Below are 24371 nucleotides of genomic sequence, written 5' to 3' on the forward strand. Positions count from 1 at the left end.
TGTACCGCGAACGGAGTACCGCGCCCGTGGTAGTGGAAGCGGAATAGTGCCTGCATACGTACGTCGACTCGGCTGAGTCTGATCACGAGGATTGAGCGCACCGCTCAATGACTCGAGGAGAAGACGATGCCAACCGAGACTCCCCGCACGGATGGGGCTCTGGCGGGACTGGCCCGGTTCTGTTACCGGCGTCGCCGACTGGTCCTCCTGACCTGGATCGTCGGTGTGATCGCTCTCGCGTTCGTCGGCTTCGGTTTCGGTGCCGCGTCCGACAACGACTTCACCGGTGGGGACTCCGGCTCCGCCAAGGCGCAGGTCCTGGTCGAGAAGCACTTTCCCGAACAGCAGGGCGACACGCTGACTCTGGCCATCAAGGCGGAGAAGGGAATCGACGACCCGGCCGCGCGGAAGAAGATCGAGAAGGTCGTCGCAGATCTCTCCGACTCCTCCGTCACGGGACCGGTGACCTCGCCGTACGAGGACAAGGATCTGGTGACGGAGGATCGGCGCATCGCCCGTACGACGATCCCGCTCACCGACCAGGACGTGCCGAAGACCGACGTCAAGCCCCTGGTGGACACGGTGAAGGACGCCTCGGGTGACGGGGTGATCCTTGGGCTCGGCGGGGACAAGGCCGAGAAGGCCGAAACCCCCAAGCAGGGCCCGGCCGAGAGCGTGGGTGTCCTGGCGGCAGCGGTGATCCTGTTCATCGCCTTCGGTTCGCTGGTGGCGATGGGCCTGCCGATCGTGACCGCACTGATGGCGATCCTCGGAGGCATCGCCCTCATCAAGCTCGTCGGGCACCTGGTTCCCTCGCCCGACTTCACCGTGCTCGTCGCGGCCCTGATCGGGCTCGGCGTCGGCATCGACTACGCACTGTTCATCGTGACGCGCTACAAGGAGAGCCTGCAGGAGGGGGATGAGCCCGAGGCCGCCACGGTCAAGGCCATCACGACCGCAGGTCACGCCGTGCTGTTCGCGGGCACGACCGTCGTGCTGGCGCTCCTGGGCCTGGTCACCATGGGACAGCGGCTGATGACCGGCGTGGCCATCGGCGCGTCGCTGACGGTGCTGGTCACGATGATCGCCGCCGTGACTCTGCTGCCGGCCTTCCTCGGCTTCACCGGCCACAAGATCAACTCGCTGCGCCTGCCTCGTCGCACGTCCCGCAGGAACCAGAACAAGCCCGCCGGTGTCCCCTCGCGGGAGCGCCGCACGCCGGCCGAGCGCTGGGCCGGCGTGGTGCAGCGCAAGCCCTTGATCGCCGCGGTGCTGGCGGGAACGGGTCTGCTGGTGCTGGCCGCTCCCGCGCTGTCGATGCGGTTGAGCCTGCCCGACGCCAGTGTCCAGCCCCGGGACAGGAGCAGTTACACCTCGTACGAGATCGTCTCCGAGGGATTCGGCCCCGGCTACGGCGCGCCGCTGATCTTCGCCACCGAGATCGACTCCAAGGGCGCCGATCTGCAGCCCGTCGTCGAAGCGGTGCGGAAGACCGAGGGCATCGCCTACGCCACGCAACCCCGAGTGAGCAAGGACGGGCAGGCTGCCACCTTCATGGCCTTCCCCAAGACCGGGTACCAGGAGGAGGCAACGGCGGACCTGGTGCACGAGCTCCGCGACGACGTGCTGTCCAAGGCACCCGACGGCGAAGACGTCTATGTCGGCGGTCCGAACGCCGGCGCCATCGACTTCGCCGACGAGACCAGCTCGCGCCTCCCCTTCATGATCGCGATCGTCATCGTGATGTCCCTGCTGCTGTTGATCGCGCTGGTGCGGTCGGTCACCATCGCGCTGCAGGCCGCCGTGATGAACCTGCTGTCGATCGGTGCCGCCTACGGGGTGCTGGTCGCGGTGGTGCAGTGGGGATGGCTCGGCTCCGCCCTCGGTTTCCCCACGGAGATGCCGATCACGACCTGGGTGCCGATGATGATGTTCCCGGTCCTGTTCGGGCTGTCCATGGACTATGAGGTCTTCTTGATCTCGCGGGTCCGTGAGGAGTACGAGCGCACCGGTGACACCCGGATCGCCGTGACTCGTGGCCTGGCGCGTACCGCCAAGGTCATCACGGCCGCGGCCGCCATCATGATCGCCGTCTTCACCACCTCCCTGCTCGGCCCTGACGTCTCGATCAAGCAGATCGGTCTGGGCATGGCCGTCGCGGTGTTCATCGACGCCACCATCATCCGGATGGTCCTCGTACCCGCCGTGATGGAACTGTGCGGCAAGGCCAACTGGTGGATGCCCGGGGGACGGGCGTCGAAGACGACCCCGGCCACACGAGCCGGGGTCGAGGAAGAAGCCAGGGTCTGACCCCTACCTGAGCCGGAGTGCGGGAAGCCCGTGGAAAACAGGGTTTCCCGCACTTCTTTCCGTGGTTTCGAAAATCCCATTCTCTGCCCCTGTTCCCGGTGAACAGGGGCTTTCGAATTGAGATGAGGCGGCGGCCATTTGTCCGCTATGCCCTGCCGCATAGTGCGCCGTTGGCCACACCGTACCTGGACAGCAGTTCCGTCGGCCACCCATTACGTATGTCATGGTCCGCACCAGTAGAAAGTAATACTGGAAACCATGAGAACCACACCCCCATGCCATGACAAAAATTCTATGGAAACGCCCGAAAATTCAGGCCATGATTTCGCTATGCTGACTGGAAAGCTCCGGTGGGATTATCGCAGGGCCGGCCGTGTTGACAATTGCGACAGGCGATCGGGTTTCCATGCGTTAGACGGTCTGTAGTCGATCAAGTTTCGAGCGTTCTATCCAGTCGCACGAGCATAATCTGAGTGGGGTTATGGCAATGAGACCGACGATAGAGAAGCAAGATTCAGTAGCTGCGCCCTTGCGGGGCCTCCTCGCGGCCGATGCGGACGACGGGCTGCTCGACTTCGCCGCCGGCGCCAGCGGTAACCCTCGACTCCTCGCCGAACTCGTACTCGGACTCGTGGAAGAAGGGCTCATAAAGGAACAAAACGGCACGGTCAGGTTGACCGGACCGCAGGTTCCGCTTCGCGTGCTGACGTTCGTGAAGAATCGGCTGACCGATTTGAGTCCGAACTGTCAGCAGTTTCTGAAGGTCGCGGCGATGTTGGGAAAATCCTTCATGCTGGAGGATGTCTCCAGAATGCTGGATCAGTCTTCTGCCACCTTGCTCCCACCCCTGGAAGAGGCAATGTCCTCAGGTTTCATCATTGCCGCCGAACATCAATTTGCGTTCCACAGTGATTTTCTCTTCCAGGGGGTCATCGAGTCAATCCCGGTTCCGGCCCGTGGCGCATTGCAACGCGAGGCGCTCGGGCATTCCGGGAAGCGGGTGCAGGCCCATGATCAGCAATTCTGGGTCACCGAGCGCAAGCCCGAACCGTCCGTACGTTTCAAAGAGGAAGTCGATGGCACGTGCTCAAGGGCGCACAGTCTCATCGTGAACGGGAATGCGGCAGAAGGCATACGTGTCGCGGAGCGAATACTCTCCGGTCCGACTGCTTCGGCGGCGGACCGACTCGACGCGGAAGCGTCCGTCATTCTGGGTTACTCTCTGCTCGGCAAGCAAGAGGCCGATGAGCATTCCGTACGGATCCTGCGGGAGCGAGGGACGCGGCAAGGCGATATCGCCGCGTTGATGGCATTGACGACCCTCTCCAACGCTCGCTGGAGATCCGGGGAATTAGCCGAGGGGTTGAGCCTCGGTCGTACCGCGGTGCGGTACAGCGAAGACGTCGATCCGGTCTGGCGACTTCACTTCCGGCTCGCGCTGGCCGGAAAGCACGCGAATCTCCGGGAGTTCGACAAGGCGGAGCCGCTGATCAACGAGGCTGAAACCGGCCTGCGCAGTCTGCCCACGCAGGTCTGGACGGCCGCGCCCGCGGCCATGCGATCCCGGATGTTCCTGCAGGCCGGACGGTTCGGAGACGCCCGCCGTCAGGCGGAACTGGCGACTGCCGCAGTCGAGGGGGAGGCCTTCCCCGTACTCAGGCCCCTCGCGCACTCCGTGCTCAGCGCCGTTTGCCTGTATGTGGGGGATTTGGCCACGGCTGCCGAGTATCTCAAGCGGGTGCAGGATGAGTTGGCCGGCGACGAGGTGGTGTTCCACTCCGCGCAGTACGCGTGGACGGAGTTGCGGATCGCAGTCAAGACCGAAGGGCCCCAGGCGGCCATTGATCTGCTGTCGGACAAATACAGCCACCTTCCGACGCAGCGGAGTCTGTACATCGAGGATCCGGGCGCCGCCGCATTCCTGGTCCGGCTCGCGCTCGACGTGGGCGACACCAACCTTCTGCACCGCGTGCTGGAGACGGTGGACGGCCTCGCGGGTGATAACCCGGGCATCTCCGTCATCAGCCTCGGTGCCATGCACGCGTACGCCCTGGCGAACAGTGATCCGACCGCGCTGGCACGCATTGTCGCGCAGTCACCCGATCCCATCTCGGTCGCTCTGGCGACGGAGGAGCTCGCCAAGCTTTATGCCGCGAAGACTCCGCTCAGGAGAGGGCAGGCGCCTTCGATCTACCGGGCCTCGCAGCCCGCGGGTTCCGACGAGGCGGGCGCGCAGCAGAAGGCCATGTGCTGGGCCAGCCTCTCCGACATGGAACGGCGCATCGCGTATTTGGTGAGTGTGGGAATGACCAACCGTCAGATTGCCGGTCGGGTTCACCTGTCGGCGCATACGGTGAACTACCACCTCAGGAAGGTCTACAAGAAGCTGGGTATCAATACCCGTGTCGAACTGGCGCGCGGAGCCGCACTCTATTCGAGTCGGGCAGCCATTTATTCGATGGAGGACGAGGGGCACGGGGGATCCGGCAGGCCCGGAGGGGAAGCCTTCTGACCCCCACTTCAGCCCGCCGAGCCGTGCTGCTGCGAAGCGGACAGCACGGGTGAGTGGGACTCGTTCGCGATGAAGTGCTTGGTCAGTTCGACGCGGCTCTTGATGTCGAGCTTCGAGAACACGCGCCGCAGGTGGCTGTCGACGGTGTGGGGTGACAGGAAGAGGGCGGTCGCCGCCTCCCTGTTGGTCCTGCCGTCGACGATCGCCCGTACGACGCGGAGCTCCGCGCTCGTAAGGCTCGCCCAGCCGGACTTGGGCAGGTCGGCGCCCAGGCCGCGCACGTTGAGCACGCCGAGATGACGCAGCTTCTTCTGCACCCGGGCCACGTCCCGCTGCGCACCGCAGTCCAGATAGAGCTCCTTGGCGGACTCCAGGAGCCGAACCGCCCGTGGCCGGTCCCGCAGGCTCTGCTCCACCTGTGCCATGTCCTCGAATGCGCCGGCCGCCGCGAGAGGGCGTCCGGCGAGCCGGTAGAGCTCCACCGCCCGGTGCAGAGCGGCTGGGTCGCCGCGCAGTGTTCCCTCCGCGTGTTCGGCGCCTCCCGCCAGCGACTGCACGGTCGGGTTGCGCTCGGCGATACGCCGGGCGAAGTCAGCCGTCTGCTCGGCCTCCGCAGCGAGCCCCACCTGCTTGGCCAGGCGTACGAGCGTCGCCGCGGCCGTCGGAGCCTCGGCGAAGAGCAGCGGGCCCGGCGTGACCTGCCCCTCGACGTTGATCAGCGTCTGGACCGTCATCTCCGGCCGCCCGCTGGCCGCATGGAACTGCGCGAGTACCCAGTCCAGGGCGACCTTGTCGGGTGCCGACTCCTCGGTCACCAGCCGTTCGGCCGTCCTCAACTGCTCGCTGGCAGTGGCGAGATCGCCACGAAGCATGCTGATGCGCGCCAGCACGATGCGTGCCGGTACGGACTCTTCCGGTGCCGTCCGGTCCGTCGGGCGAAGCGCGGCCTCGGCCTCGGCCCGCGCTTCCTCCAGCCGTCCCGTCGCCGCGAGGAGCTGGGCGTGGTGGCCGTGCCACAGCGACCGCGGCCATGACGTACCGAGCTTCTCCGCCTCCTGCCTGACGGCGGTGCAGACGGCTGTCGCCTCCTCCCACCGGTCGGCGGCGATGAGGGCCCTGAGCAGCCACGCCCACAGCGGGCGTCCGCATCCGCCGCAGCCGTGCTGGGCCGCCTTGCCCGGCTCCGTAGCCGGGAAGGACTCGGCGGTCGGGGCAGTGGCGCTGTGCGACACCGCGTCCCGGCCGGAGGTGAGCGGCGGTGCGAGGCTCACCGGCTGCCCGCGCCACGGCGCCGGGACCGAGCCGGGGAGACCGCTCACGCGCTTCGTGGTGCCCGTGATGGCGCCCTTCAACTTGGCGCGGTCCAGCTCACAGATGTCGTGACGCGCGAGCGTGCGCTGCAGCAACTCGGCCGACATGTCGTGGCGTCCCGCGTCCCGCAGCCCTTGCCCCAGTTCGAGCGACAGGTGGGTTTCGGCCGCCGCCTTGATGCCGGGGCGTACGGCGATGGCCGCGAGGCGTCCTGCTTCGGCGCTCCGTCCCGCTGCGGCAAGGAGACGTACAGCAGGTGCCAGCGTTCGAGGCAGCTCGTCGAACGGCTCTCCCAGCGTCGACATGGCGCGAGCCGTCAGCTCGTCGCAGCCGCATCCGCCCGTCGCGCCGTCCGGGGACCGGTGCATCGCCGCGGCAGCGGTGATGCGGCCGACGGGCTGTACCCGAGGATCACTGGCGGGCGCCACAGTGTCGTCGACGGGCGCGGGAACCGGCGTGGCCGAGGTCGCGGTGGCCACCACGGCCCCGGCGGGTTCCTCCTGGAACGCGGCCTGCCGCAGTGCTTCTCCGATCACCTCATGGGCGAACGTCAGCTTCCCGCCGTCCTTGTGCAGCAGGCCCGCCTGCACCGCATCGTCGACGCTCGCGGACAATTCGGCGGCCGGGAACTCGAGCAGGACCGACGCCTCTTCGGCGGTGAAGGCCTGACCGATCTTCCTGCCGCACACGAGCAGACGCCGCGTCGCGGCCGGCATCTGACCCAGCAGACGTCCGACAGCGGCATGGACGTCCGCGGGCAGGCGCTCGGCCAGCACCGACGCGGTGCCGTCCATGATGACCACCTGCCCCGCGTCGATGAACGCGTTGAACAGGTTTTCCACCAGCCAGGGATTGCCTCCGCAGCGAGCGGCCCAACTGAGCACGGACGCATCGGGTTTGGCTCCGAGGGTCCTCGTGCACATCTCGGCCACGGCCTCGTCGTCCAGCGTCCCCAGGTGCAGCCGCACGGCGGAGTGATCGGCGAGCCAGCCGATGGCGTGCTGGGCGAGGGACCGGGTGGAAACCGGTCTGCGGGCGAGCAGCCACAGCACGGGCGAGGGGGCGAGGGACTGCACGAGTCCCCGGAGCGCGAGGCCGCTGACGTCGTCGATCCGCTGGGTGTCGTCCAGGACGATCATGAGGGGGTGCCTGCGCGCCGCGCTCTCGAGCAGTTCGCCCAGGCGATCCATGAGCCAGAAGGGGTTCCTGTCCGGGCGGGCCAGATCACCCAAGCCGGCCGCACCGGGCGTCACATGCCGAACGAGGTTGATCAGCCACTGCAGAGGGAGCGGTTGATCGGTCCCCCTGGCCTGCCCGGCGATCACGGTGAGGCCCCGGTCGGCCCCTTCCAGGGCCGTGGCCTTCAACAGCCGCGTCTTTCCCGTGCCGAACTGACCCTCGACGATCACGCAACTGCCGGAACCACGCGCGGCCGCATCCAAATGGCTGCCCAGAGTGGACAGTGCGTGTTCTCGCCCTACCAGTGCATTCATATTTACCCCCCGTGTATGCCTCCGCGGAATTATTCAACGCATGCCGTGGGCATGGCAATGAATGTTCAACGAGCGTTCGACTGTCCGGACTGGGCAGTTGGACACTGGCGTGAATGCGTGGATGAGGCGGCACTACTCGCGCGAGTAGTGGGCAGGACGGCGCGTTGTGAATACTGTCGTGCCATGCCGGTTCGATGTTGAGAAGTGCGGAGAACGTGCATGCACTGCTTTCGGGATCGGCATTACCCACTTGAGAATGCTCTGATGCATTCATCTCGGGCCGGAAAGCCCAACGCCCGAAGTGACGTGTCCTCAGCGAATTCATGGGAGTCCGAGATGCAGGGGAATGCGAGTGGCCTTCGCCTTGATCGGGAGAGGCAAGCATGACCGTCAGTTACCTTGCGGCAGCAGCAGCCCCGGCTGCCTTCGATGCCGCGATCGGAAACTTCTTTGCCGAGCGCAGAGCTGAAGTCGAAGTGCTCGGCGCGGGCTTCGCGGACACGATCGCCGAGCTGGAGAGCTACGTTCTGCGCGGCGGCAAGCGCGTCCGGCCCGTCTTCGCCTGGCTCGGCTGGATCGGTGCGGGCGGTGACCAGTACGACCCGATCGCCACATCGGTGTTGAGCGCCTGCGCGGGGCTCGAACTGCTGCACGCGTCGGCCCTGATCCACGACGACATCATCGACGCGTCACGGACGCGCCGCGGCCATCCCGCCGCGCACGTGACGTTCGCCGACCGGCACCGGGCGGAGCGCTTCTCCGGCGATCCCGACGCCTTCGGCGTGAACACCGCCATCCTGGTCGGGGATCTGGCACATGTGTGGGCCGACAGCATGGTCCGCGCGTCCGGGTTGCCGACGGACGCGCAGGCCCGGCTCGGGCCGGTGTGGTCCGCGGTGCGTTCGGAGGTCCTGTACGGGCAGCTGCTCGACCTGACCAATCAGGCGGGCGGCGACGAAGGCATCGAAGCGGCACTGCGCGTCAATCAGTACAAGACGGCCTCGTACACGGTGGAACGCCCCCTGGAGTTCGGTGCCGCGATCGCGGGCGCCGGGACCGAACTGGTCGCGGCATACCGGGCGTTCGGTGCCGACATCGGCATCGCGTTCCAGCTCCGAGATGACCTGCTGGGCGTCTTCGGCGACCCGGCGGTGACGGGCAAACCATCGGGCGACGACCTTCGCGAGGGCAAGCGGACGGTGCTGCTCGCGTCGGCACTGGAGCGCGCGGACGAACGCGACCCGGCAGCGGCGAGGTTTCTCCGCAAGGTGATCGGCACCGACCTCTCCGACGAGGAAGTCGCCTCCGTACGCGCCGTGTTCGTCGACTGCGGTGCCGTGGACCACGTGGAGCGTCTCATCTCCCTCCGCACCGACAGGGCCATGGCCGTGCTGGACTCGAGTGACGCCACGGCCCCCGCCAGGAATGAGCTCGCCGCGATGGCGGTCAAGGCGACGCAGCGGGCCAGCTGATGGCATCGACGAACGCGCGCACTCGCGCCGGCCACGAATACCCCGCGGGGGGCCCGGCTGGCGGAAGCGGCAGGCCGGGTGTCGGAAACGCCCACGGCAAGGCCATCCTGCTGGGGGAGCATGCCGTCGTGTACGGCGCTCCGGCACTGGCCATTCCGGTTCCGCAGCTGACGGCCACGGCGAAGGCCACCCGCTTTCCGTGCCCGGGCAACGGGGCGGACAGAGTCTCCTTCTCGCTGACGGGATCAGGGTCCGCGGCGGCGACGCCGCTGGCCACGGACGGCCTGCGGCGCCTGGTGGCGGAGTTCAAGGAGATGACCGGCGTCACCGGCCGCATGTGCGTCGACGTACTCATCGACTGCTCGATCCCGCAGGGCCGTGGGCTCGGCTCCAGTGCCGCGTGCGCCCGGGCGGCCGTACTGGCCTTCGCGGATCTCTTCGGCCACCGGCTCGACGCCCAGGAGGTGTTCGATCTCGTGCAGACGTCGGAGAAGGTGGCGCACGGCAGGGCCAGCGGCATAGACGCCCTCGCCACGGGTTCGACGTCTCCCCTCCTCTTCCGTTCGGGGAGCGCACGGGAGTTGCCCGTTCCGGTGCCTGGTTCCGGCCCACCACACCCACCGGAACGGAGCGGACACCGCGGCTTCGACGGGGTGTTCGTCATCGGGGACAGCGGTGTCGGCGGCAGCACCAAGGACGCGGTGAGGATGCTCAGGCGCAAGTTCGAGCGCGACCCGGCAGCTCAGACGGACTTCGTATGCCGGGTGTCGAGCCTGACCGACGGTGCCGCGGAGGACCTCGCCCACGGCCGATGCGGCGACTTCGGGGCGCGGATGACCGAGAACCACAGGTTGCTCCGTGACATCGGGCTCAGCACGGACGTGATCGATGCGCTGGTCGATGCCGCCGTCGCGGCGGGCGGTCTGGGCGCCAAGATCAGCGGCGGTGGGCTCGGCGGTTGCATGATCGCCCTGGCCGGAGAGCCACGCCGGGCCCGGGCGGTCGTTCGAAGCCTGCGCGAGACCGGCGCCATACGGACCTGGGTCGTGCCCACGGGGAGGTTTGTGAGTCATGCCGATTGATCGCGAGACGGAGCCGGCCGCTCTGCCCGAGAGTGTTCTCGACGGCGGCGCGACTGCCGTCGCCCATCCGAACATCGCGCTGATCAAGTACTGGGGCAAGCTCGACGAGCGACTCGTCATCCCGTGCGTCGACAGCCTGTCGATGACCCTGGACATTCTCCCGACGACGACCACCGTTCGGCTCACCCCGGCGGTCAGGGATGACACGGTAACCCTCGACGGCAAGCCCGCGACGGGCGAACAGAGGCAGCGCATCACCGCCTTCCTCGAGCTGATCCGGGAGATGGCAGGCCGAAGCGAACGAGCAGCCGTCGACACCCGCAACACGGTCCCCACCGGGGCGGGCCTCGCCTCCTCGGCAAGCGGCTTCGCGGCCCTGGCCCTCGCAGGCGCCGCCGCATACGGGGTCGGACTCGATCCCACCGCGTTGTCGCGGCTGGCACGGCGCGGATCCGCGTCGGCATCCCGGTCGGTGTTCGGCGGCTTCGCGGTCTGCCACGCGGGCCGGGGTATCGGCGCGACCGCGGACCTCAGCTCCTACGCGGAGCCGGTGTCCGTGCCGGACTTCGACCCGGCCCTGGTGATCGCGCTGGTCAACGCCGGCCCCAAGACCGTGTCCAGCCGTGCGGCCATGCGTCGCACGGTGGAGACCTCGCCGCTCTACAAGGCGTGGGCGATCTCGGGCAAGGCCGATCTGACCGACATGCGGGCGGCGTTGAGCCGCGGCGATCTCGAAGGAGTCGGAGAGATCGCCGAGCGGAACGCCCTCGGGATGCACGCGACGATGCTGGCCGCGCGACCGGCTGTGCGCTACCTCTCGCCCGCGACCCTGGCCGTGCTCGACAGCGTTCTGCAGCTCAGGGCGGACGGCGTACCGGCCTACGCGACCATGGACGCCGGACCGAACGTCAAGGTGCTCTGCCACCACGCGGACGCCGCCCGGGTGGCGGACACGGTGCGCGACGCCGTGCCCGCATGTTCCGCGATCACTGCCCGGCGCGGCCCGGGCGCTCGTCTCGTCACCGGGGCGGAGCGGTGACCGGCCGCAGAACGGTCGTCCGGCATGCGCCCGGCAAGCTGTTCATCGCCGGAGAGTACGCGGTGCTGGAGCCGGGCCACCCGGCGATCCTGGTCGCGGTCGACCGGCAGATCAGCGTGACCGTGTCGGCAGCCGAAGGCGCCGATGCCGTGATCGATTCCGATCTCTGCCCCGGAGAGACACACCTGGGGCGAGGGGACGGCGGGCTCACCGGCCTTGGCGCGGACGACGAACGACAGGCACGGGCCGGGCTCACCCATGTCGTGTCGGCGATCGACGTCATCGAAGCGCTGCTGGCCGAGCGGGAGCTGACCGTACCCCCGCTGCACCTCTCGATCAGGAGCGGTCTGCACCACGACGGAACCAAGATCGGCCTGGGGTCGAGCGGCGCGGTGACGGTCGCCGTGGTGGACGCCGTGGCCGCGTACTGCGGCATCGATCTCTCGCCCGACGCGCGCTTTCGGCTCGCGATGCTGGCGACGGCGCGCCTCGCCCCCCAGTCCTCGGGCGGCGACCTCGCCGCGAGCGTCTGGGGCGGCTGGATCGCGTACCAGGCGCCCGATCGCACTGCCGTGCTCGACATGGCGCGGCGCAGCGGCATCGCGGAGACGCTCCGCGCGCCGTGGCCGGGCTTCGGGCTGCGGCGGTTGCCGCCGCCCCGCCGGCTCGTCCTGGAGGTGGGCTGGACCGGACGACCGGCCAGCAGCACTTCGTTGGCCGGTCGCCTGGGAGCGGGCGACTGGCGGGGCAGTCCGTCGCAACGGAACTTCCTGGCCCGCAGCGATGAGTGTGTGGGCGCCTCGATCCGCGCGCTCGGGCAGGGAGACGACGACGAGCTGCTGCGACGGATCCGGGACGCGCGCCGGATGCTCGCCGATCTGGACGGCGAAGCCCATCTGGGCATCTTCACCCCCGAGCTGACGGCCCTGTGCGACACCGCCGAGTCCTTCGGCGGTGCGGCCAAACCGTCGGGGGCGGGGGGCGGCGACTGCGGCATCGCGCTGCTGGATGCCGGGGCGGAGAAGGAGATCGCGCAACTGCGGGAGGGGTGGGGCGCCGCAGGGGTGCTTCCCCTGCCGGTTCATGTCCAGCCGGCGAAGCCGACACAAGGGAGCGCATCATGATCGCGGATCGCAAGGACGACCATGTCCGATTCGCTGCGGAGCAGCAACGCCACCTCGGGGGACACAATCAGTTCGACGACGTGTCCTTCGTCCATCACGCCCTCGCCGGCATCGACCGGCCCGATGTCTCGCTGGCCACGCGGTTCGGCGGCATCGACTGGAAGGTGCCGCTGTACATCAACGCGATGACCGGCGGCAGCCCCAAGACGGGCGCCATCAACCGGGATCTGGCGATCGCCGCCCGCGAGACCGGCGTCGCCATCGCGACAGGGTCCATGAGCGCGTACTTCGCCGACGAATCGGTGGAGGACACCTTCAGCGTGATGCGCCGTGAGAACCCGGACGGTTTCATCATGGCGAACATCAACGCGAACGCCTCGGTCGAGAAGGCACGACGGGCCGTCGGACTGCTGCGCGCGGACGCCCTGCAGATCCACCTCAACTCCATCCAGGAGACGGTGATGCCGGAGGGCGACCGGTCCTTCTCCTTCTGGGGCCCGCAGATCGAAGAGATCGTGGCCGGCGTCGACGTCCCGGTGATCGTCAAGGAGGTCGGCTTCGGACTGAGCCGCAAGACCGTCCTGATGCTGCAGGAGATGGGCGTGCGCGCGGCCGATGTCGCGGGCCGCGGCGGCACCAACTTCGCGCGCATCGAGAACGACCGGCGCGATCGTGCCGACTACTCCTACCTCAACGGCTGGGGACAGTCCGCTCCCGCATGCCTGCTGGACGTCCACGGTGCGGGGCTCCCGGTGCTCGCCTCCGGCGGTGTCCGCAATCCGCTCGACGTGGCGCGCGGACTGGCCCTCGGCGCCGCGGGCGTCGGAGCGTCCGGGCAGTTCCTGAAGACGGTGCTCGACGGCGGCGTGCCCGCTCTGATCTCGCAGATCTCCGCGTGGCTCGATCAACTGGAAGCCCTGATGACCGTACTGGGCGCGCACACCCCGGCCGACCTGACCCGCTGCGACGTGCTCGTCCGGGGCGACCTGCGGACGTTCTGCGTCGACCGGGGCATCGAGACCCGTCGACTGGCCACCCGCTCCAGCTCCTACAGCACCACTCACGAGACGATTGGAAACACCCGATGAACGACACTCACGCGATCGCCGGCGTTCCCATGAGATGGGTGGGGCCCCTGCGCATCTCGGGAAACACGGCGACGACCGAGACGGACGTGCCGCTCGCGACCTACGAGTCGCCCCTGTGGCCCTCCGTCCGACGGGGCGCCAAGCTGTCGATGCTGGTCGAGAACGGCATCGTCGCCACGCTGGTCGACGACCGCATGACGCGCTCGGTCTACGTCAAGGCGGACGACGCGCAGACCGCATACCTGGCGGCACTGGAGGTGGACGCCCGTCTCGACGAACTCCGCGAGATCGTGCGCAAGTGCAGCAGATTCACCGAACTGATCGGGTTCCGTCACGAGATCACCGCCAACCTGCTGTTCCTCCGGTTCGAGTTCACCACCGGTGATGCATCGGGACACAACATGGCGACGCTGGCCGCCGATGCGCTCCTGACACACATCCTGCAGACCATTCCGGGCATCACGTACGGCTCGATCTCGGGCAACTACTGCACCGACAAGAAGGCCACCGCGATCAACGGCATCCTCGGGCGCGGCAAGAACGTGGTCACGGAACTGCTGGTGCCGCGCGCCGTCGTCCACGAGGTGCTGCACACGTCGGCGGCCGCGATAGCGGAACTGAACGTGCACAAGAACATGATCGGTACCGCGCTCGCCGGCGGAATCCGCTCGGCCAACGCGCACTACGCGAACATGCTGCTCGCGTTCTATCTGGCCACGGGCCAGGACGCGGCCAACATCGTCGAGGGCTCCCAGGGCTTCACCGTGGCCGAGGACCGCGACGGCGACCTCTACTTCTCCTGCACCCTGCCCAACCTGATCATGGGGACGGTCGGAAACGGCAAGGGCCTCCAGTTCGTCGAGGAGAACCTGACCCGGCTCGGCTGCCGGGCGGCACGCGAACCCGGCGAGAACGCGCGCCGCCTCGCGGTCATAGCGGCCGCGACGGTGCTGTGTGGCGAACTGTCGCTCCTGGCGGCACAGACGAACCCGGGCGAGCTGATGCGGGCCCACGTCCACTTGGAGCGCAAGAACGAGACCACGAAGGTCGGAGGTCAGTGATGTCAGTGATGTCGGGGGACCCCACCATCGGAATCCACGACCTTTCGTTCGCGACGACTCAGTACGTCCTGACGCACACGACGCTGGCCACCGAGAACGGCACCGACATCGCCAAGTACCACGCCGGTATCGGCCAGCGGTCGATGAGCGTGCCCGCCGCCGACGAGGACATCGTGACCATGGCGGCAGCCGCTGCCGCTCCCGTCATCGCCCGGCACGGCGCCGAACGGATCCGCACGGTCGTCTTCGCGACGGAGACCTCCGTCGATCAGGCGAAAGCGGCCGGCATACACGTCCATTCGCTTCTGGGCCTGCCGTCGGCCACCCGTGTCGTCGAGCTCAAGCAGGCCTGCTACGGCGCCACGGCAGCCCTGCAGTTCGCCATCGGCCTCGTCCACCGCGACCGCACCCAGCAGGTGCTCGTGATCGCCAGCGACGTCTCGAAGTACGAGCTCGGCAACCCCGGTGAAGCGACCCAGGGAGCCGCCGCGGTAGCCATGCTGGTCAGCGCTGATCCCGCCCTGGTGCGGATCGAGGACCCCTCGGGCGTCTTCACCGCCGACATCATGGACTTCTGGCGGCCGAACTACCGCACCACTGCCCTGGTCGACGGGCAGGAGTCCATCTCCGCCTACCTCCAGGCGGTGGAAGGGACGTGGAAGGACTACACCGAGCAAGGAGGCCGTGCGCTCACGGAGTTCAGCGCCTTCTGCTACCACCAGCCGTTCACGAAGATGGCGTACAAGGCGCACCGTCACCTGCTGGAACACGGCGGGCACGACACCGACCAGGCCGAGATCGCCCGTTGCGTCGGGCCCACGACGGCCTACAACATGGATGTCGGCAACAGCTACACCGCGTCGGTGTACCTCGCACTGGCCTCCCTGCTGGACCACGCCGACGACCTCACCGATCAGGCTGTCGGCTTCCTCAGCTACGGGTCCGGCAGCGTCGCGGAATTCTTCGCCGGCACCGTCGTGCCGGGATACCGCTCCCACCTGCGCTCCGCCATGCATCGCGAGGCGGTCGCCCGGCGCGAGGACATCGACTACGCGAAGTACCGCGCGCTCCACGAGCAGGCCTTTCCGGTCGACGGCGGGGACCATCCCCTGCCACGGGAAACCACAGGCCCGTACCGGCTGGCCGGAATCTCCGGTCACAAGCGCATCTACGAGCCCCGCTAAGTCCGCTGCCGCTCCGGCCTCCGGATCGTCAGAACCCGTACAGAGACACACACTTGGAGGATGCATGTCCGAAACCGCTGAGGTGGCAGAGCTCTATGCGGCCATCGAGGAATCCGCGCGCCTGCTGGAGGTTCCCTGCGCACGGGACACGGTCCTGCCCGTCCTGACCGCGTACGGGGACGCACTCGCGCACGACGCGACCGTGGTCGCCTTCAGGGTGGCGACCGCCGTGCGCCACGTGGGCGAGCTCGACTGCCGCTTCACGACGTACCCGAAGGACCAGGACCCCTATGCCGTCGCGCTGTCGAACGGCCTTACCGCGACGACGGAGCATCCGGTGGGCGCGGTGCTCTCGGACGTCCAGGGACGCTGCCCCGTCGACAGCTACGGCATCGACTTCGGAGTGGTCGGCGGGTTCAAGAAGGTCTACGCGTTCTTCACCCCCGATGACCTGCAGGAGCTGTCAAAGATCGCCGACCTTCCGTCCATGCCGCCCGGCCTGGCCGCGAACGCCGACTTCTTCTCCCGCCATGGCCTGGACGACCGGGTCGGCGTGATCGGTGTCGACTACCCGCACCGCACGGTGAACATCTACTTCAACGACGTACCGACCGCATGCTTCGAGCCGAAGACCATCGCGTCGATGCTCGCCGACCTCGGTATGCCGGACCCCAGCGAGCAGTTGCTGGGACTCGGCCGGGAAGCCTTCGGACTCTACGTGACCTTGAACTGGGAGTCCTCGGCGATCGAGCGGATCTGCTTTGCGGTGACCACCACGGATCTGGCGACGCTCCCGGTCAGGATAGAGCCGGAGATCGAGCAGTTCGTGCGCAGCGTTCCCTATGGCGGAGCCGACCGGAAGTTCGTCTACGGCGTGGCCTCGTCCCCCGAAGGGGAGTACTTCAAGATCGAGTCCCACTACAAGTGGCAGCCGGGGGCGATGGACTTCATCTGAGCCGGCCGCCCCGTGGTCCTGGGCAGAGGCACCGCGTCAGCGGCTGCGCGGGGACACCAGGCCCGACTCGTAGGCCAGGACCACGAGTTGGGCGCGGTCGCGGGCCTGGAGCTTGCTCATGGCCCGGTTGATGTGGGTCTTCGCGGTCAGCGGGCTGATGACCATGCTGTCCGCGATCTCGTCGTTGGACAGGCCCTGCGCGACCAGGGTGACGGCCTCACGTTCGCGGTTGGTCAGCTCCTCCAGCCCGGTGCCGGCCTCTGTGCCGAGTGGCTGCGCGACATACCGGTTGATCAGCATTTTGGTGATGGAGGGCGCCAGCAGGGCGTCACCGCGGGCGGCGACGCGGACCGCGTGCAGGAGGTCCTCCGGCACGATGTCCTTGACGAGGAATCCGGCGGCGCCGGCGCGCAGTGCGTTGAACACGTTCTCGTCCAGGCCGTAGTTGGTCAGGATGACGACGTGCATCTGGGCAAGCACCGGGTCCGCAGCGACCTCCCGGGTCGTCTCGATGCCGTCCATGACCGGCATCGAGATGTCGACGAGGGCGAGGTCGGGCATGTGCTCTCTGGCAAGGGCCAGGCCTTCTTTGCCGTTGGCGGCCTCGGCCACCACCTCGATGTCGTCCTCGGCGTCTAGCAGTGCGCGGAAGCCGCTGCGCAGGAGCGGCTGGTCGTCGACGAGCAGTACACGGATCATGAAATCCTCGCCACGGGGAGTTCGGCCTGGACGGTGAAGCCGCCACCGGTACGCGGTTCCGCGCGCAATCGGCCGCCCAGCGCGGCGACGCGCTCGCGCATCCCGAGCAGTCCGACGCCGGGTACCGGCGCGGCACCCGGTTTGGCCGTCCCGTCGTCGTCGACCTGGATGGACAGGGCGTCGGGAAGATAGTCGATGCGGACCGACGCAGTGGCGGCCGCCGCGTGGCGGGCGGTGTTGGTCAGCGACTCCTGGACGATCCGGTACGCGGTGCGGTCCACCGCATCCGGCACGTCGTGTCGCTGGCCCTCGATCGTCAGCGTCGTCTTCAGACCGATCCCGTGGGCCCGTTGCACCAGTTCGGGGAGGTGATCGAGCCCGTGGGACAGCGGCTGGACGGTGTCGTCGCGCAGGGTCTCCAGCGTCGCTCGCAGCTCCCGTGTCGCCTCGCGGCCGGCCACCTGGATCGCGAGGAGCGCCTCCGGCACCTGCTCGCCGCGCTTGCGGGCCAGGTGGACGGCGACCTCGGACTGCACCTTGACGATGGAGATCTGGTGGGTGAGCGAGTCGTGCAACTCCCGTGCGATGTGGAGCCGCTCCTCCGTCGCGCGCAGCCGAGCGGTTTCCTCACGGGTGCGCTCGGCCTCGTCGGCCCGCCGCTCCGCCTGCCGCAGTGCCTCACCCGCGGCACCGGCGGCGACCAGCCAGGCGATCTCGAGCACGCTGCGGGCCTGTGCCAGCGCTTCTGCCGTCGCCTCGCCGCCGGGCGAGGCCAGAACGGCGAGCGGCAGCAGGATCAGCAGGGCCACGGAAGTCAGCACGGTGACGAGGCGATGCCCCGCTCGTACGGCCGCGTACACCGCGAACAGGTAGGCGACAGCGGGTACTTCGAAGCCGGCCGCGTTGTAGCCCGCGACGCACAGCCCCGTAACGACCAGGACCACGAGCGGAGTTCGCCTGCGGGCGATGAGCGCCAGGCCGCTCGCCACGACAAGCGCGTAGCCGAGTGAGTCGAGATCTGTGGCGGAGTGATCCTCGGCCAGCGCGGTGATGAGGAGTGTCCCCGTCACGCCGATCGCGATCACCCAGTCCTTGGTCCGGGCCCAGACTCTGGACAGTCCTGTGGTCATACGCGCACCTTAACCGGACCTTGTCCGGCGGGAGTCGCTCTCGGGGACGAACGATCCACTACCGCACGCGCAGTAGCTTCGCCGCTTCTACTGCTGCCGCGGCAAGAGGGCCTTGGTGCGGTCCCGCCGCCCCCACGCGACCACGGTGCCGAGCAGGAGCAGGATCACCGCCAGGAGCGAGAACGCGTCGATGACGAGGTTGGTGATCACCGCCCCGACCATCAGGCTGACCAGCCCGAGCGCGGCCAGGCCGACCAGGCGCGGCACCAACAGGCCGACAACACCGAGAAGTTCGAGGCAGCCGACGAAGTACCTGAGCCACTGGCCTGCACCGATCTGGTCGAAGGCCTCGACCATCGGCTCGGCGCCCGCGAGCTTCGCGGTGCCGGCGGCCAGGAACACCAAGGTCAGGAGTGCCTGGGACACCCACAGGGCGATGACCGTGGTCCGGCCCGATCCGGCACCCGCTGTTCTCAGCAGCCCGCTCATCAGAGCCTCCAGTTCTTGTCCAGCAATGAGGCGAGCAGATCGCCGAGGATCTGCGGGCCGTGTTGTGTGAGGACGGATTCGAGGTGGAATTGCACGGACTGGAAGCCCGCGCCGCGCAGGGCGTGCACTTCGCCCGTCCGGGGGTTCCGGCTGATGTCGACGGGCTTGCGCCGGCCGGTCCCAGGAAGGAAGTCGTGTTCGGTGCGGGCGGCGTAGGTGTTGTAGAAGCCGACGAGTTCGGATCGGTCGAACAGGTCGACCCGCTTCTGTACGCCTTGGTTGGGCACCGCGCGCCGTACGAGGTCGAGCCCGATCTCGCGGGCGAGTATCTGGTGAGCCAGGCAGATCGAAAGGAACGGGACGCTGCCGGCGAGGAGGTCACGGGTGAGCACGCGCAGCGTGGCCATGCGCGGGTCCGTGGTGTCACGGGGATCGCCGGGGCCGGGGCCGACGATGACCAGGTCGAATCCTGCCGGGGCGAGTGGCTCGTCGAACCGCGTCAGGGTGGTCCGCAGGCCGAGGGAGCGCAGCTGATGGCCGAGCATCCCCGTGAAGGTGTCTTCGTTGTCCACGACCAGGACGCGCCGCCCCTCCAGCGCCGGGTCCGGTCTCCTCTGGTGCGCGCCGTCGAGCCAGAACCGCGAGAGCGTCCTGTTGCGGGACTTCAGCGCCTGGCGCACTTGAGGATGGGTGGCCGGTGAGGAGCGGGCTCCCACCGGAGTGCGTGCGTCCTCCTCGGTGCCTCCTCCCACGAGGCCGAGCGCCTTGAGCATGCCCGCGGCCTTGGCCCGGGTCTCGGCCACCTCGGAATTGGGGCGGGAGTCCCGGACGAGCGAAGCACCGACGCCCAGGCGCAGACGGCCGTCGCCGCCGACCTCGGCGGTCCGGATCATGATCGCGGAGTCGAGGGTGCGGCCACCCGCCGCATCGTGTCCGATCACCGCGAGGACGCCGCCGTAGTATCCGCGGCCCGTCGTCTCATGACGGCGGATGACCCGGAAGGCGTTCTCCAGGGGGCTGCCGGTGACGGTCGGCGCGAGCAGGGTCTCCCGCAGCACGTCGCGTACGTCGAGATCACTGTGCCCGGTCAGGATGTATTCCGAGTGGGTCAGGCGCGCCATTTCCTTCAGGAATGGTCCTTGAATCTGCCCGCCGAATGTGCACATACGGGCCATCATTTTCAGTTCTTCGTCGACGACCATATAGAGTTCATTGGCCTCTTTCGGGTCGTTCAGGAACTCGAGGAGACCGTCAATGTCCGGGCCGGTCGCAGGGTGCCGGTACGTCCCGCTGATGGGGTTCATCGAGACGGTCCCGTCGGCGTCCCTGCTGACGTGCCGTTCCGGCGACGCGCCGATGAAGGTGCCCGCGCCGGTGTGGAACAAGAACGTCCAGTACGACCCCAGTTCACCGGTCAGCAGCCGCCGGAAGACGGCGAGCTCCGTACGGACCGAGTAGTCGTCGAGCCGCGCGGTGAACGAACGTCTGATGACGAAGTTGGACCCGGCGCCCTGCCCGATCTCGTCCGCCAGCACCCGCTCGACGATCCCCGCGTAGTCCTCGTCGCTGATGTCGAATCCGGAGTCGGACACCTGCACGCTCTGCTCGGGCAGGCCCATCAGGGCCTGTTCCAGGGTGAGTTCGCTCTGCTCGTGGACCTGCATGGCGAGCAGGGGCGCCTGGTCGTCGACGCAGTCGAAGCCGCGTTCCGTGATCTGCCGGTACGGAACCGCCACGAGCAGATCATGTCGCGCGCCGCCCGCCGGCCCCGCGGGCAGGGGCAGTTCGGCGAGGCTCTCGAACGCCTGGACCTCGCCGGTCAGGACCTCCACGAGCGCGTTCGACGCCGAGCCCGGCCGGTAGAGCAGGGCGAAGGGACGCCCGTCGTCGCCGAGTCCGGCCAGAGAGTGCGAGGGGCCGGCCGTGCTCGCATCCGTCCCGTACATTTCGCTCCCCTTTGCGTGAGATCAGATCACCCCTCTGGATACTGCGGCGGCGAAAAGCCTCGCACAATGACGTGAAGCCGCCATCGCGTGTTTCCGGTAACGCGGCACGGCATGGCGTAAATATCTGAATGCCGTGCACTACTCACGCAGGTAGTGGGCGGGCAGGTGCGGCGCAATTACTGTCGTGGCATACCGGGTCGACGAGAGCGGTGAAAACGACTGTGGATGTGCTGGTCCAAAAATATGGCGGTACCTCTTTGCAGACGCTCGACTGCGTTCGTCACGCCGCCCTGCGCATCGCGGAGGCGCGGCGTCGCGGATCGTCGATGGCCGTGGTGGTCTCCGCGCGCGGCGACAGAACGGATGCTCTGCTGCGCCTTGCGGCAGACGTGGGCGCCTCGGCCTCGTCCCGGGAACTGGATCAGTTGCTGGCCGTGGGCGAGTGCGAGTCGGCGGCGCTGATGGCTCTGGCGCTGAACGGCCTCGGCGTGCCGGCGGTGTCGCTGACCGGTCATCAGGCCGGGATCAGGACCACCGACCGGCATGGCGACGCACTCATCGCGGGGATCGACCCGGCCCGGGTGAGCGCGGCCATGGACGGTGGCGAGGTCGCCGTGATCACCGGCTTCCAGGGGGTCGACCAGGCCGGGGACGTCGCCACGCTCGGGCGGGGCGGCTCGGACACGACCGCCGTGGCGCTCGCGGCTCGGCTCGGGGCCTCCGCCTGCGAGATCTACACCGACGTGGACGGAGTGTTCAGCGCAGATCCCCGCATCCTGCCCGCAGCTCGCTGCCTGCCGTGGATCGACCCCGGCGTCATGGCGGAGATGGCATTCGCGGGCGCTCGGGTGCTGCACACCCGCTGCATCGAACTGGCCGCCATGGAAGGGGTCGAAGTGCACGTTCGGAACGCGTCGACGCAGGCACCCGGAACCACCGTCGCGGGACGCCAGGACAGTCGCCCGCTGGAGACCCGGCGGGCTGTCATGGCAGTGACGCACGACACCGATGTCGCCCGCGTCCTGGTGCACTGCCGCGACATCCGCCGGGACCTGGCCCCCGACGTGTTCGACGCGCTGGCCGCCGAGGGAACGGTGGTGGATCTGGTTGCCAGGTCCGGGCCGCACGAGAGCGAGTTCCGCATGGGGTTCACGATCCGCCGCAGCCAGGCCGGCCCGGTGCGGGCCGCGCTGCACGAGCTGACGGCGGCCTTCGACGGAGGTGTGCACTTCGACGAGAACGTCGGCAAGGTCTCGGTGGTCGGGATGGGGCTGCTCAGCCGCCCGGAGTACACGGCCAGGCTCATGGCGGCGCTCGCCGCGGCCGGCATTCCCACGAGCTGGATGTCCACGTCCCAGATGAGGCTGTCCGTGATCGTGCCTCAAGAACGCACCGTCGAAGCGGTCGAGACCCTGCATCACGAGTTCCAGCTCGACCGGGATGAGCCGACAGGCGTCGCGTCCGCGAACTCCGGCCGTTCCGCATCCGTCTGAGAGAGGCAGGACACAGTGGCTGCTGTACACAACGCTTCGTTCGCTCGCGATCTCCGCCTGCGACGTCTGTTCCGCCATGGCGACGGGCGCCTGCTCGTGGTGCCGCTCGATCATTCCGTCACCGACGGGCCACTGCCTCGCGGCGGTCTGAACTCCCTGCTCGGGGAGCTCGCCGGCACGGGCGTGGACGCCGTGGTGCTGCACAAGGGCAGTCTCCGGCACGTGGATCACGGCTGGTTCGGTGACATGTCGTTGATCATGCATCTGAATGCGAGCACGCGGCACGCCCCGGATCCGGACGCCAAATATCTCGTCGCCCACGTGGAAGAGGCGCTGCGGCTGGGAGCCGATGCCGTCAGCGTGCACGTGAACCTGGGATCGCACCAAGAGGCCCGGCAGGTCGCGGATCTGGCGGCCGTGGCGGGGGAGTGCGAGCGCTGGAACGTCCCGCTGCTCGCCATGGTGTACGCCCGCGGACCGCAGATCAGTGACTCGCGGGCCCCGGAGCTCGTGGCGCACGCCGCGTCCCTGGCGGCCGACCTCGGCGCCGACATCGTGAAGACCGACTACGCGGGCACACCCGAGCGGATGGCCGAGGTGGTGGCGGCCTGTCCGATCCCCGTCATCGTGGCCGGCGGCCCGCGCTCCGCCGAGACCGACGTCGTACTGGCCCATGTGTCCGACGCACTGCAGGGCGGCGCGTCCGGTGTGGCCATGGGCCGCAACGTCTTCCAGGCCGACCGGCCCGGCTGGATGGCGGCGTCGATCGCCCGGCTGGTGCACGAATCACGGCGCCTCCCTGACCGGGACGGCGTCGACAACCGGCTTGCCCTTACGTCCTGACTCTCTGACCGCTCTTCAAGGAGACATCTGTGAAGCTGTGCTGGCTGGACATCCGTAGCGCGAACGGAGCCAAGGAAGCCATCGTCGAGGAAGCCGTCCACCAGCGGGTGGACGCCATCGTCGCGGCCGATCCGGCTGACCTGGAGCCGCTTCCCCCGACGGTGAAGAAGGTCCTGTTCCCGCAGAACCAGCCGCTGCCGGAGAAGCTGGAACCCGCTGACCTGGTCATAGTCGACCCGGCCCGCCACGGGGAGCCCGCCGAACTGGCGCATCAGTACCCGGACGTGGAGTTCGGCCGCTACGTGGAGATCACGGACGCCGACAGTCTCGAGGACGCCTGCCGCGCCGCGCGCCTCGACAAGTGGAGCCTCCTCTACTTCCGGGACCCCACCAAGATCCCGCTGGAGATCGTGCTGGCCGCCGCGGCCGGAGCGGAGGGCAGCATCATCACGCAGGTGGCCGACGTCGAGGAGGGAGAGATCGTCTTCGGCGTCCTCGAACACGGCTCCGACGGCGTGATGCTCGCCCCCCGCACGGTGGGGGAGGCGACCGAACTCAAGGCCGCCGCGGTCAGCAAGGCGGCGGACCTGCCGCTGGTGGAGCTTGAGGTCACCGGGATCCGGCGTGTGGGGATGGGGGAGCGTGCGTGCGTCGACACCTGCACGAACTTCCGTCTCGACGAAGGCATTCTCGTCGGCTCGCACTCCACCGGCATGATCCTTTGCTGCAGCGAGACGCACCCGCTGCCGTACATGCCGACACGGCCGTTCCGGGTCAATGCCGGTGCGCTGCACTCGTACACCCTGTCGGCCGAGGGGCGGACCAACTACCTCAGTGAACTCGTCTCCGGCGGCCGGGTGCTGGCTGTCGACTCGCAGGGCAAGTCGCGGGTGGTCACCGTGGGCAGGGTCAAGATCGAGACGCGTCCGCTGCTCGCGATCGACCTGGTCGCGGCCTCAGGGGTGAAGGTCAACCTCATCGTCCAGGACGACTGGCATGTACGTGTGCTCGGTCCGGGCGGCACGGTCCTGAACGTCACGGACCTGACGCCGGGCACGAAGGTGCTCGGCCACCTGCCGGTCGAGCAGCGGCACGTCGGCTACCCGATCGACGAGTTCTGCATCGAGAAGTGAGCGACGG

Annotated in this window: 18 protein-coding genes; 13 read left to right on the top strand and 5 right to left on the bottom strand. The window is 68.3% G+C overall.

Features of this window, described 5'->3' with window-relative positions; genetic code table 11:
* Positions 1-126 precede the first annotated feature (126 nt).
* Together OG302_RS36415 and OG302_RS36420 are read left to right on the top strand one after the other, a co-directional pair.
* Complete coding sequence (locus tag OG302_RS36415; protein WP_371530669.1) at positions 127-2310, top strand: MMPL family transporter; 2184 nt, start codon at positions 127-129, stop codon at positions 2308-2310.
* 487 nt (positions 2311-2797) lie between these two features.
* Entirely contained in the window at positions 2798-4822 is a 2025-nt protein-coding gene (locus OG302_RS36420) for a LuxR C-terminal-related transcriptional regulator (protein WP_371530670.1), read from the top strand.
* An 8-nt stretch (positions 4823-4830) separates the two neighbouring features.
* Here OG302_RS36420 and OG302_RS36425 read toward each other — a convergent pair whose 3' ends face one another.
* Positions 4831-7626: a BREX system ATP-binding domain-containing protein gene (locus tag OG302_RS36425; RefSeq protein ID WP_371530671.1), complete on the bottom strand. Its 2796-nt coding sequence runs from the start codon at positions 7624-7626 to the stop codon at positions 4831-4833.
* A 383-nt stretch (positions 7627-8009) separates the two neighbouring features.
* Between OG302_RS36425 and OG302_RS36430 the strand changes: the two genes are divergently transcribed.
* The 8 genes from OG302_RS36430 (at position 8010) to OG302_RS36465 (ending at position 16631) form a co-directional block, all read left to right on the top strand.
* Positions 8010-9098, top strand: a complete 1089-nt coding sequence (locus OG302_RS36430) for a polyprenyl synthetase family protein (protein ID WP_371530672.1) — start codon at positions 8010-8012, stop codon at positions 9096-9098.
* A complete protein-coding gene (gene mvk, locus OG302_RS36435; RefSeq protein ID WP_371530673.1) occupies positions 9098-10180 on the top strand; it encodes a mevalonate kinase in 1083 nt (360 codons plus the stop codon). The genes OG302_RS36430 and mvk overlap by 1 nt, the downstream gene beginning before the upstream one ends.
* Positions 10170-11219, top strand: a complete 1050-nt coding sequence (gene mvaD / locus OG302_RS36440) for a diphosphomevalonate decarboxylase (protein WP_371530674.1) — start codon at positions 10170-10172, stop codon at positions 11217-11219. Before mvk ends, mvaD begins: the two co-directional genes overlap by 11 nt.
* Positions 11216-12343 (top strand): phosphomevalonate kinase, encoded by a 1128-nt coding sequence (locus tag OG302_RS36445; protein WP_371530675.1) that lies wholly within the window; start codon positions 11216-11218, stop codon positions 12341-12343. Before mvaD ends, OG302_RS36445 begins: the two co-directional genes overlap by 4 nt.
* Complete coding sequence (fni, locus tag OG302_RS36450; protein ID WP_371530676.1) at positions 12340-13431, top strand: type 2 isopentenyl-diphosphate Delta-isomerase; 1092 nt, start codon at positions 12340-12342, stop codon at positions 13429-13431. Before OG302_RS36445 ends, fni begins: the two co-directional genes overlap by 4 nt.
* Positions 13428-14492: a hydroxymethylglutaryl-CoA reductase gene (locus OG302_RS36455; RefSeq protein ID WP_371530677.1), complete on the top strand. Its 1065-nt coding sequence runs from the start codon at positions 13428-13430 to the stop codon at positions 14490-14492. The genes fni and OG302_RS36455 overlap by 4 nt, the downstream gene beginning before the upstream one ends.
* Positions 14492-15676: a hydroxymethylglutaryl-CoA synthase gene (locus tag OG302_RS36460; protein ID WP_371530678.1), complete on the top strand. Its 1185-nt coding sequence runs from the start codon at positions 14492-14494 to the stop codon at positions 15674-15676. The genes OG302_RS36455 and OG302_RS36460 overlap by 1 nt, the downstream gene beginning before the upstream one ends.
* Positions 15677-15740: 64 nt before the next feature.
* The gene (locus tag OG302_RS36465) at positions 15741-16631 is read left to right on the top strand and encodes an aromatic prenyltransferase (RefSeq protein WP_371530679.1); all 891 of its coding nucleotides are present in this window, start codon (positions 15741-15743) and stop codon (positions 16629-16631) included.
* Between the two features lie 36 nt (positions 16632-16667).
* On the opposite strand, the gene OG302_RS36470 is transcribed toward OG302_RS36465, so the two are convergent.
* From OG302_RS36470 to OG302_RS36485, 4 genes are all read right to left on the bottom strand, one after another.
* Positions 16668-17330: a response regulator gene (locus OG302_RS36470; RefSeq protein WP_371530680.1), complete on the bottom strand. Its 663-nt coding sequence runs from the start codon at positions 17328-17330 to the stop codon at positions 16668-16670.
* The gene (locus OG302_RS36475) at positions 17327-18460 is read right to left on the bottom strand and encodes a sensor histidine kinase (protein ID WP_371530681.1); all 1134 of its coding nucleotides are present in this window, start codon (positions 18458-18460) and stop codon (positions 17327-17329) included. The genes OG302_RS36470 and OG302_RS36475 overlap by 4 nt, the downstream gene beginning before the upstream one ends.
* Before the next feature lie 87 nt (positions 18461-18547).
* Positions 18548-18949 (bottom strand): DoxX family protein, encoded by a 402-nt coding sequence (locus OG302_RS36480; RefSeq protein ID WP_371530682.1) that lies wholly within the window; start codon positions 18947-18949, stop codon positions 18548-18550.
* A complete protein-coding gene (locus tag OG302_RS36485; RefSeq protein ID WP_371530683.1) occupies positions 18949-20895 on the bottom strand; it encodes an anthranilate synthase family protein in 1947 nt (648 codons plus the stop codon). The genes OG302_RS36480 and OG302_RS36485 overlap by 1 nt, the downstream gene beginning before the upstream one ends.
* 227 nt (positions 20896-21122) lie before the next feature.
* Between OG302_RS36485 and OG302_RS36490 the strand changes: the two genes are divergently transcribed.
* From OG302_RS36490 to OG302_RS36500, 3 genes are read left to right on the top strand one after another with little or no spacing between them, the layout of a single operon-like run.
* On the top strand, positions 21123-22388 hold the full coding sequence (locus tag OG302_RS36490) for an aspartate kinase (RefSeq protein ID WP_371750342.1): 1266 nt from the start codon (positions 21123-21125) through the stop codon (positions 22386-22388).
* Between the two features lie 15 nt (positions 22389-22403).
* A complete protein-coding gene (locus OG302_RS36495) occupies positions 22404-23231 on the top strand; it encodes a 2-amino-3,7-dideoxy-D-threo-hept-6-ulosonate synthase (protein WP_371530684.1) in 828 nt (275 codons plus the stop codon).
* A 29-nt stretch (positions 23232-23260) separates the two neighbouring features.
* A complete protein-coding gene (locus tag OG302_RS36500; RefSeq protein WP_371530685.1) occupies positions 23261-24364 on the top strand; it encodes a 3-dehydroquinate synthase II family protein in 1104 nt (367 codons plus the stop codon).
* Positions 24365-24371: the final 7 nt, after the last annotated feature.

It is taken from the genome of Streptomyces sp. NBC_01283 (assembly GCF_041435335.1).
GTDB lineage: Bacteria > Actinomycetota > Actinomycetes > Streptomycetales > Streptomycetaceae > Streptomyces.